This window comes from Nonomuraea sp. KM90, from assembly GCF_052246675.1.
Taxonomy (GTDB): domain Bacteria; phylum Actinomycetota; class Actinomycetes; order Streptosporangiales; family Streptosporangiaceae; genus Nonomuraea.
Window position 1 is genome coordinate 1 of the sequence record NZ_JBQQCB010000228.1, and the last position, 8,995, is coordinate 8,995.

Sequence of the window (8,995 nt, forward strand, 5' to 3'; positions counted from 1 at the left end):
GAGATGCTCACCCAATGCACCCGGCTCGCCCGGGGCATCACGGACGCCGGTGACCGGCTGCGCCAGGCCATCGACAACACGCTCCAGACGGACGCCGACATCCGGCACGACCTCACCGCCCTGACGCGCGAGGTCTGAGGCCGGAGCACATGTCTCACTCGGGGGGAACCGACGTCCAGGGCTCCGGCGGGCTGCCCACCCGCCAGGAGTTCGTCAGCATCGACAGCGACATCCGGCCGGTCTGGGAGACCGAGGCGCTGCCCGACTGGGTGGTCTACTGGCTGATCCCGATGCTGTCCGCCGGCCAGAAATGGCCCCTGGCCAGCGAGAGCGGGCTGTCGGCGCTGGCGCGGGCCTACGCCGCGCTGGCCGAGGGGAGCAGCGGCTCCGCCGAGCCCGCGGGCACGGCCGCGCGCACCATCGTGACCGGCTGGTCCGCGCCCGCCACCGCGGCCTTCGTCGCCAGGGCCCGCGAGCTGTACGGCAACGCGGGCGGCATGGCCGGGGTGAGCGGCAACGCGCTGGCGTACGCGCAGCAGGCCGACAACTTCGCCGTGGAGACGCAGTACTCCAAGCTGTCCGTCAACGTGGCGTTCTGGGTGACGGTCGTCGCCATCGCCATCGCCATCGTCGTCTCGTTCTTCAGCGCCGGCGCCTCCACCGCGCTCATCGGCCCGTACGCGGCCGGGGCTCGCGCGGCGTTGAGCCGCATCCTGGTCAGGCTCGCGACGCTGGCCGGCCGGGAGGTCGGCGCGACCAGGCTGGCCAGGGTCGCCGTGCTCAGCGGGGCCACCGGGCGCGGCGCCCTCACCCGGCTGCTGGCCTCCCCGATCGGCAGGGAGCTGATCGAGGAGATCGGCGAGGAGTTCTTCATCGACGCGGCGGCCCAGTACCAGCAGATGAAGCTGGGCACCCGGACGGAGTGGGACTGGCAGAAGTCCCAGGCCGCCATCATCGGTGCCGGGACCGGCGCGGTCGTCGGCACCCGGCTGGCCGGGCCCGTCTCCCGCGTCACCCGCGAGGTGCCCGGCTTCACCGGGCGGGCGCTGACGACCGGCCTGACCAACACGATCGCCTCGCCGGTCGGCAGCTTCATCGCCAACGGCGCGGTGTACGGGCAGTGGCAGAACCCGTTCACGATGGACTCGATGACGGGCGGCTTCCTGGGCGGCGTGGGGCGTACGGGGAGCATCAGCCCGTTCAACCCGGACGTCGTCGCGGCGCTGGCCAACCCGACGAGCACGCTCGCCGCCGCGTACGACGCCGCCGCCCGCACCGACGCCTCCCGCGCGGGAACCGGCCCCGCGGGCCCGACAGGCCCGTCCTCCCCGGCCACGGCCCCCACCCCGGACGGCGGGCCCAGCACCCCCGGCGCCGTCCGCGTCCCGGAACCGGCCACCGTCCCCGCCCAGCGCACGGCCGGCATGGCGGCCCCGGTCCCCGGGAGCCAGGCGGACAGACCCAACCCCGCGTCCGCCGACCACGACCCGTCCTCCCAGAGACGCTCCTCCAGCACCCCGGACCGCGCTGCCGAGGACCCCACCCAGCCCGAGGACCCCACCCAGCCCGACGACCCCACCCAGCCCGACGACCCCACCGCTCCTGCTCCCGACCCGGCCCCGGCGACCGCCGAGGGGAGGCCGGATGCGGCGACGGCCGGCCCGACCGGCAGCCCGGGGACGGATGGCGCGGTGGCCGAGGAGCCCCCGACGGCGCCTGACGCCGGCTCGGAGGCGCACGGCGCCGGTGCGGCGACGCCCGGCGACGGCGAGACCGCTCCCCACGCGAGTGCGACGGCGGACGGCGGCGACCCGGAGGTCGCGGCCGGTCCCGCCCAGCCGGAGGGCGCCGCGACCGAGGAGGGGAACCCCGCTTCACCGGCGGCCGACCAGCCCGCGCCCCCGGCCTCCGCGGACCCGCAGCCTTCGGCGGCCGACCGGCAGGCCGACCCCGCACCCCAGGCACAGACGGGGACGCGGGCCGAGGCCACCTCGCCCGCTTCCACGCTGACGGCCATGCCGGCGGGGGTCAGGGCCAGGGCGGCGCTGCTGGACGCTCTGAGCGCGAACTTCCCCGGCGCGGTGGTCGGTCCCACCGGCGACCTGATCGTCCCGAACGGCGACGGTCACCGCATCATCCCCGCCGCCACCATGGCCCGCGTCCGCACGGCGCTGGACATGCGCGCCACCGAGGTGAGGAACCAGACGGACCTGCAAGTGGAGGCGGCCGCCCTGCTGCTGGTCGCCCAAGCCGACGACACGCTGTCGGCCCCGGCCCCGGCCCCGAGCACAGCCCCGGCCCCGGCCCCGGATGCCGCCCCCGACACAGCCCCGGACACGCCCGGCCCCTCACGGGAGCCGGCGCTCACCTCCAGGCCCGGCACGGTCACCTCCAGGCCCGTCCCCGGCACCGGGTACGTGCCCGACGCCCGCCAGGGCCCCGACCTGACCGTCGACGAGGCGCGTGACGGCACCGCCGACCTGACCCCGGACCACTTCCTCAACGACAACGAGGACGTGACCGGCCTGACCTGGTCGCCGGGCGGCGAGACCCTGGTGGTCAGCACGGAGACGGGCGGCACCCAGCACTTCCGCCCCGTCGTCGGCGGCCTGGACCCCGCCCTCATGGGCCAGACCGAGCTGAGGTCGGGCACGGCCGAGGACCCGCACATCGTGCACCTCGCCCCCCGCATGGCCTCCGACCAGCTCCCGAGGGTCTGGCTGCACGAGATCACCGACACGCTGCAACGGCTGGCGGCGGACAGGGGGAGGCCGCAGCAGGGCATCCTGCGCAGGGCGCTCAAGCCGGCCCGCCCCACGCGGGACGACTGCGTGCCCGCCAGGCGCAACGAGCTGGCGTACCTCACCGAGCAGTGGCACCGGGCGAGCACGATGCCCGAGAGGCGCCGGCTCGCGGTGGACATCGACGGCGTGCTCCGCGAGCTGCGCGAGCACGGCGACACCCCGCCACCACCGCCCTGGGCACCGGCCCAGGACGGGCGCCCGGCGCACGCGCCGCCGGTGCCGGCCCCGGCGCAGGGCGAGCTTCCGGCAGCCGGCGACCTGCGCGCCCTCATCGCGGCCCTGCAGGCGGCGGAGCAGGCACTCCAGCAGCAGGTCACCACGAAGGAGGAGAGCGCGAAGAGCGCGGGGGAGCAGGCGAAGGCGTCCGGCCGCGCGGGCCGCAGGACGCTGAACCACCACGACAGCGGCCGGCACGAGCGCGCCCGCAAGGCCAGGCGGGAGACCCGCGGCCACCGGGCCACGCAGGCGCGGCACACCAGGATCGCCCAGGCGTACGCCGCCGCCCTGGAGGAGGCCACCCGGACGCGGGAGGCGTACGAGCGCCTGCTCGCGGCCGTCAACCAGGTCGCGGCGGCCAGCCGGCCGGCGCCGCCGAACCAGGCCGCGGCGCCCGTCTGGCCTGGTGGGGTGGGCATGGCCGACATCGCCCCCTCCCTGGCGGCGGAGGCCGAGCGGCGGCATCGGCGGTATCTGGACGCGCTGGCCGCCGCGCTGCCGCAGGAGGTCGCCCTGTCCGCGGCGATGCCCACGGGCAGGATGGCCCATCTCGGCGCGCTCACCGGCACCGTCAACGAACTCCTGGAACGCGACGGCATCGCCAAGCGGTTCACCCCCGACGAGCTGGAACGGGCCTTACGCGCCGACTTCCACAAGGTCGTCTCCGCCGACGGCGTGGTGCTGCGCGTCGGCCAGGGCAAGGCGGCGGCCGAGCTGCGGATCAAGCTGGCCCTCGCCGACCTGGTCGAGGTGATCGACCCGGCCGTGAAGGCGTCCGAGATGATGGTGGGCATCTTCTTCCAGGCCGGCCGCACGGTCAGCGCCACCGAGTCGGGCAGCGCCAGCGTGCCCCTCGGCTTCAACACCGCGGTGCTGGCGCAGCTGCTGCCCGAGGGCGAGTGGCCGCGGACGGCGGTCGAGCTGCTGGGCGTCGGCGTCGGGGTGAGCGCCGGGCGCAACTGGTCGGCGTCGGGCGGGGCGGGTACGTTCGCGCAGGGCGGTTCGGTCTCCGACAACCGGAGCGAGTCGCTGCTGTTCGACGCGGCGGCCACGTGGACGGTCTCGCTCCGTACGGGGCGGGACGGCGAGTGGCGGAACACCACCACGGTCAGCTCAGGCGTCCCCGGCGACACGGCCGCCCAGCGGTTGTGGGTCTCGCACTCCTACACCGACCAGGCGCCCCGCAAGCGGGCCTGGATCGACGACGCCAGGCGGACCCCCGTCATGCCCAACCACGTCGTCACCGGCATGACCGGCCTGGAGGACGCCCTCGACACCCTCATGGGCCGGCTCGGCGGCGACTTCGCCCAGATCGGCTCGAACGCCAACGGCCACCTGCGCACGTTCGTCACCGAGGAGCTGCCCAGCCGGTTGCGGGAGGCGGTCAACGGCGGGTTCGACCGCGTCCTCGCCGTGGACGGCGAGCCGCTCGCCCGGATCCACGTCAAGACCGACGTCGTGCTGGTGGCCTCCCAGCCGGTGGGCGCGCCGAGCGACGCCGAGTGGGAGGAGGAGGTGCTCGTCGACTTCGCCGCGGCGCCGGGCGGGTCGTCGTTCGGGGGTTCGCTGGAGGGCAACCTCTCCGCCGGGTTCAACCACCCTGGGCTGGCCGAAGTGGACGTCCTCGGCGACATGGCCCAATACCTCCCGAAGCTGGGGCCCAAACTCAAGGGCAGCAGGGCGGCGTCGCAGTCGTACTCGGCCACGGCCAACGGGCAGGCGATCCACCCGAGCGTGCACCGGAAGACCCGGAACACGCAGGGCTACCGGCTGGAGCTGCGGCACACGTTCACCGTGGAGAAGGTCGGCGACCGCCCCGTCAAGCTCCCCCCGATGCGCAGCACCGCGCTCGTACGCATGCAGGAGTCGGCCGCCTACCGCTTCGGCCTGCCCGTCGACGCCGCGGCGCTGATCCGCCAGGACGGCAGGACGCTGACCGGCCCCGACGGCAACGAGGTGCTGCGCGGCGATCCCCGGCCGGTGCCGATCAAGGGGCGCAGGAGCGAGCTGCCCGAGTGGCTCGGCGACGGCCCGGGCCAGATGCGCGGCTCCGGACCTGCCCTCGTACAGGAGATCAAGGGGCTGGACGGGCTCACCCGGTCGGTGCTGGACCAGCTCGCCGGGCACGGCGTTGTGCCCAAGGTCGTCGGCGGCGTTCCCCAGTACGACGGCAACGCCCTCGTGCGGGCCAGCCAGATCCTCAACCAGCAGGAGATCGTCACGCAGCTGTCCGAGCACCGGCTGCGGACCGCCTACGACCAGATCGCGCAGGACGGCATTCTCGTCGACCTGGTGCTGCACGGCCGCAACCGCGCCCCGGAGCACTACACGGTACGCGTGTCGCTCCAGCAGGACTTCAGCAACCGGGGGACGTACGTGGGGGTGACCGACACGGAGTCGGTGGTCAACCTCGACATCGGCACGGACACCTCGGCGCGCGCCATCAGCCGGTCCAGGACGTACGGGGGCAATCCATCCCTGAGCGAGAGCGACGGCCCCGACGAGGGCCAGGACGGCCTGTCGCACGAGGTGGGCGTGAACGGCGGCGGCAACCGCACCCGTACGGCGGGTTCCAGCACCGGCAGCACCGTCAACATCGTGACGCTGTCGGAGAGCACCGGCCCTGTCGCGATCTTCGACGTCGACCATCAGCTCTTCGTGGACCTGCTGCACGACGGCAAGACCACGTCGCTGGACTCCCGTCCGGGCAGCGCCCGGCTGGCCCTCGCCGCCGACCTCCTGCCCCCGGACAACCCGTCGGCGGCGGCCCCGGCGGCGGCCCCGGCGGCGGCCTCGGTGGGCAGGCCGACCCCGAAGCTGCTCAGCCGGGCGACGCTCCTGCACCTGGACGTGCGCGGCTTGATGGACGCCGCGCGGCAGGTGGTGCCGAGGGCGATGCGGGACGACTCGCTTCCCAAGGCCAAGCGGGGCGACGTACGCGCCGCGATCCTGGCCCTGCTCGCCGAGGAGCCGCGCAACGGCTACCAGGTCATCCAGGAGATCGCCGAGCGCAGCGAGGGCGGCTGGACGCCCAGCCCGGGCGCCGTCTACCCGGCGCTGCAGCAGCTCATCGACGAGGGCCTGGTGGTCGCGGAGGAGAACGAGGGGCGCAAGACCTTCCGTCTCACCGAGGAAGGCCGCAACTACATCAAGGCCCCCGCGTTCCACCACTTCGCGGCGTTCCTCAGCGTGCGGAACCTGATCTCCCACCCCGAGCTGTTCGAGACGCCGATCAGCACCGACGTCGGCATCCGCCCGGAGGGCGTCGGGCCCACGCGCTCGTCGCTGTCGGTGGCGGGCGAGATGGGCGACGCGCAGTACGTGGGCGTCATCGACCACGTGATGGGGCGCATCATGTTCGGGCTGGGCACCGCCGGCGTGTCGTGGGGCGGGTCGTCCGGCCTCTCGATCGGCGCCTCGGTCGGCGGCGGCGACCTGGACGGCGGCGGCACGTCCAGCGACGGCGGCACGCTCTCGCTGCCCTCGCGGTCCGGCGGCACCTCGACCTCGACCTCCGTCCTGGACATCTGGGGCACCGAGGAGCTGACGATCGAGTTCGGCCGGCAGTACCTCCTGCGCGCCGACGTGAACCTCACCCTCACCGGCTCCGAGAGCACCGCGAACGCCATGCCGACGGAGGGGGACCGGATCCCGCTCACCTCCCGCGGGTCGGCCCCGGCAGCGGGCGGCGCGCTGTTCTCCATCCCCGAGTACGACGCGCTGTGCATGTACGCCGACGGCGAGCTCCGGCTCCCGCTCGCCCTGGTCGCCGAAGCGGTCGAGCGGTTCCGCAACGGCAGCCTGACCCTGGACAGGACCCTCGCCGTGCCGCTGGTCCAGGCGTACGTCAAGGCCCTGACCGAGGCGCGGGCCCGCGGCGAGGACGTGGGGATCGGCGCGCGGCACGACCCCAAGAGCCTGCTCAAGGCGCTCAAGGACGTCGCGGGGCTCGGCCCGGCCGCCACCAATGTCCGGCAGGGGGAGGCCGAGCAGCGGCTCGACCAGGCACTCGGCTCGGCGCTGGACCAGATCGCGCGCGCCGAGGACGTCGTGCTGGCCCCCCAGTACGAGAACGCCATGGGCCTGAGCGTGGTGGAGTCGTTCGATCTGACCGACGGCCAGGGCGAGCAGGTCCACCTGCTGAACGCGGTGCTGGACGCCGTGAACGCCGCCGTGCCGGGCGCCGAGGAGGGCACGCCGACGCTGCGAAGGGAGCTGAGCGTCGACTTCGCCGGTGACCGGGGGCAGATCCACATCCCCGACATGTGGTCGCCGGGCGGCTTCGAGAAGAGCTACCACGTGCACACCGGCGCGCAGGCCGACCAGGCGGAGGTGGTCACCGTACGGGTGCGCCTGGAGCCCGCCGAAGGCGCCGACCCCCGCCGCGCGACGCTGGTCGGCCACACGTCCGACTCCGGCATCATCATCCAGCGCTACCGCTACACCGACCGGTCACACACGGAGGCGTACAACGGGTCCTACTCGGCCGGCGTCGACGGGTCCGCCGTGGACGACGGTGACGGGGGCGGCGGCGGACTGTCCACGGACCGGGGCCGCTCCTACTCCAGCTCCACCAACGAGCAGGGAACGAGGCTGCAGCGGATCGGCCTGTTCAACGGGCTCAACCGGGTGCGGCAGGACATGACGCTCGTCATCGAGGTCGAGCGCCGGTCGGCCCGCACGCGTACGCTGCCGGGCGCGTCCCGCATGCCCCGCACCGTGGCGTCGTACCTCCGGGCCGCCGCCGAGCGCGTCCTCCGCCGGCCCCGCCCGGCCCCCCGGAGGTACGACGCCGCCCTCGTACGCCGCCTCCCGACCGGCATGAGCAGGCCCGCCAGTGAGGACCCCGGGCCGGTCACCACCGCGACCGACCCCCGTCGGGTCGAGCTCCACCCCGGCCACTTCCCCGAGACCCTGCGGGAGGACCCGGGCCGGCCCACGCTGCTGGAGATCGTCACCGCCCGGCTGGCGAAGATGCTCGGCGCGGACACCATCACCGAGCGCCGGGCCGAACTGGTCGCCCGGCTGTCGCCGTCCGCCCTGATCACCGGCTTCGAGCGGATGACCGGGCCCGACGGGGACCTCGTCGTGTCGGTGGCCAGGCAGAAGTTCCGGAACCAGGGGGCCGACGTCACGATCGGCGCCCGCCTGTCGGACTTCACGATCGTGGCCGGGCCGTTCGACGCGGAGAAGGGCGAGGTGGACAGGAAGGCCGACGCCCAGAACGTCTCCGTCTCCCGCAGCCGCGTCCTGCCCGTCGGGCTGAGCGGCGGCACGAAGATCGGCGACCTGGGCATCGACATCGGCGCGCGGGCCGGCGAGCAGGCGTCGGAGAGCGTGAACGACCATCACGGCGGGCGTCGCGAGCGCAGCAAGTTCGAGAAGAGCAAGGCGTACACCGTCCGGCTCCGCGTGGACTACGACCTCACCTTCCGGTACGTGACCCGCACGCGCGACGGCAACGTCCGGCCCGTCGGCGACCCGGTGCACATGCCCGGCGCCGCCGCCGGCGAGGTGGACGTCACCCTCTTCGGGGACGAGATCGAGGAGCTGCGCTCCCGGATGGAGTCGGGTGTCCGGCTCGGGGCCGAGCCCGCGGGGCTGGGGACGTTCCGGTTCGTTCCCGAGAGCGGCCGGAAGGGGCTGATCCAGGTCCTCGGGGACGCGCGGATCGCGGCACGCGAGCGCGGGGCGGTGGCGCTGGTGGCCGTGCACGAGCCGGGCGGCCTGCGCCGCTACCGGGCCGCCCCCGACGGTACGGTGCGCAGCGAGTCCCCGGACGGCGGCTTCGCCGAGGCGTTCGCCACCCTGCCCCCCGACCTCCTCGCCGCCGCCGACCGGCAGAATCTGGACCTGCGGCACGTCTTCCTGAACTCCCAGGAGGAGGGCACCTTCGTCCGGCAGGTCGCGGTCGAGCTGGAGGCCCGGAACGCGCGCCCGGCCGCACCCGATGCCCCGGCCTGGCCGGCCGCCTC

General features: G+C 74.5%; 1 protein-coding gene. It reads left to right on the plus strand.

The features are described 5' to 3' along the window. Positions 1–149: 149 nt before the first annotated feature. On the plus strand, positions 150–8,995 hold an 8,846-nt coding region (locus tag ACTWPW_RS61520; RefSeq protein WP_443174626.1), incomplete at its 3' end, for a helix-turn-helix transcriptional regulator.